At 36.6% G+C, this 2,632-nt stretch carries 2 protein-coding genes; both read left to right on the top strand.

The annotated features are described in order from the left end of the window. Window positions 1–614 (top strand): DUF4301 family protein (locus WBN20_RS12790; RefSeq protein WP_424281972.1); only part of this gene is annotated, 614 nt, incomplete at its 5' end. A gap of 363 nt (window positions 615–977) precedes the next feature. Beyond that, window positions 978–2,632, top strand: a 1,655-nt coding sequence (locus WBN20_RS12785) for a TonB-dependent receptor (protein ID WP_424281971.1), incomplete at its 3' end; no start/stop codon positions are given.

Here is a 2,632-nt window from a genome sequence, read left to right as displayed (position 1 = left end):
GTTTGCTTCTGGAATTACAACAACATGCATTTGCCTATGCGGATCAGCTGGAAAGAAATGACATTAATGGTGAACAGTTACACGAAATCAAAACATTTTTGGAAAATGATCTTAATGTTAGATTTTTGGAAAGTTTTTCAAGTTTTAGTATCGCAGAGCAATTGGAAATATTAAAAGATAAGATCAACAGGCCTATCCGTATTTGTGGGATGGTTAAAAATGAAGGTGAGCCTGGGGGAGGTCCTTTTTGGACCAGAGATGCAAATGATCATATTTCACTACAAATCGTAGAATCTGCACAGGTAGATACATCTGATGAAAGCCAAATGACTATTCTGAAGAATTCAACGCATTTTAACCCGGTCGACATTGTATGTGGAGTCAGAAATTTTAGAGGTGAGAAGTATAACCTCTTGAACTATGTTGATACTAAACAGGGCTTTATCACACAAAAAACAGAAGATGGGAAAGCGCTGAAAGCCCTTGAATTACCCGGGCTTTGGAACGGGGCAATGGCCTTTTGGAATACAATTTTTGTTGAAGTCCCCTTAAATACTTTTAATCCTGTAAAAATGGTAAATGACCTCTTAAAGCCCACGCATCAGGTAACTTAGTTTAGAAAAACGTATCCTTTTGAAAGAAAAAATTTCAAAATATATCCAATTTTAATTATTGGGTTTTTATTATGAAAAATGGTACTACAATTGTAACTTTGTATTATCTCAAAAAGGGGTGCGACCTCTTGAAAAAAGTATTCTTCAAATCTGTTTACAATAAACACGATTTTTAGAATATTTTCAGGACAAGCTGAGATTATACCCAAGGAACCTGAGCAGGTAATGCTGCTAAGGGAGGCGAAAATCGCCATTTGGATTTTTTTCTGTCTCTTCAGAAAAAGAAAAAATCGTAAAAATTAGAATAGAACCCCTGTTATTCGTCGTGAACCGAGAATGAAGGCTATTATACTAATTTTTTTCATGATTTGTATTGGTGCAAAATCCTATACTCAACAACAAGAATCTGACACTACTGCCCTTAAGAAAATTGTTTTGGATGAGGTTTTTGTTTCTGCCATAAGAGTTACTAAAGAAACTCCTGTAACGTTTTCCAATTTAACAAAGGAAGAAATAATGCCAAGGAACCTGGGACAGGATATTCCTGTTCTTATGAATTTTTTGCCTGCGGTAGTTACAACGTCCGATGCCGGGGCCGGAGTAGGTTATACAGGGATACGCGTTAGAGGAAGTGATGCAACTCGTGTAAATGTTACTATTAATGGAATACCTTATAACGATTCTGAATCACATGGCACATTTTGGGTAAATATGCCCGATTTTGCATCTTCAACAGAAAGCCTGCAATTACAGCGTGGAGTTGGCACATCAACAAATGGAGCTGGGGCTTTTGGTGCAAGTTTAAATATATTGACAGATGCTACCTCGATGGAAGCCTATGGGCATATATCATCTTCTTATGGCAGCTTTAATACACTTCGCAACAATATTAAGTTCAGTACAGGATTGTTAAATGAACATATTGAAATTTCCGGGAGATTATCCAGAATAACATCTGATGGCTATATTGACAGGGCTTCATCTGAACTGGATTCCTATTTTTTACAGGGTTCTTATGTTGATGATAACACCTTAATAAAAGCACTCCTTTTTGGAGGACACGAAGTTACTTACCAGTCATGGTTTGGCATTGATGCAGAAACTCTTGCCACTGACCGGACTTTTAACCCGGCAGGTATATATACCGACGATAATGGTAATACACAGTTTTACGACAGGGAAGAAGATAATTATAAACAAGATCATTTTCAACTACTCTGGAATGAAACCATATCACCTTTATGGAGCACAAATATTGCATTTCACTATACCAAAGGACGTGGTTACTTTGAGCAGTTTAGAGAAGACGATGATTTTGAAACCTATGGATTTTCACCAATAGTGGTTGATGGAGAGTTAGTGAATACCACAGATTTAATCCGCCGTCGTTGGCTTGATAATGATTTTTATGGAACTGTATTTTCTGCCAAATATGAAAAAGACAAAATAAACCTTATCATTGGTGGTGGTTGGAATTCCTATGAAGGAGATCATTTTGGAGAAATAATCTGGGCACGTTTTGCCGGAAATAGTATGATTAGAGATAGATATTACGATGATGATTCCAAAAAAACAGACTTCAACTTGTTTGGAAAAATAAACTATAAGATTTCTCAAAATTGGAAGCTTTTTGGAGATCTACAATTTAGAACTGTGCGATACAACGCAAACGGCGATGAAACTGGATTGGTAGATGATAGATTTAATTTCTTTAATCCTAAAGTTGGTGTCACCTATGATCTTAATAATTCAAATAATTTATATCTCTCCTTTGCGGTAGCAAATCGTGAACCTAACAGGAATGATTATGAGAATGGCAATCCTAAACCAGAAAAACTGAATGATTTTGAATTGGGATGGCGTTATGTCTCACCTTCTGTTCAGCTAAGCACCAATATATATTACATGAGGTATAAAGATCAGTTAGTATTAACCGGAGAACTCAATGACGTAGGGGCTCCACTACGGGCCAATGTTGGTGACAGTTATCGTCTTGGTCTTGAAGTTGATGCCAGTAT

Source organism: Eudoraea sp. (assembly GCF_049665975.1).
GTDB lineage: Bacteria > Bacteroidota > Bacteroidia > Flavobacteriales > Flavobacteriaceae > Eudoraea.
This window is presented reverse-complemented; position numbering and strand designations above follow the sequence as displayed.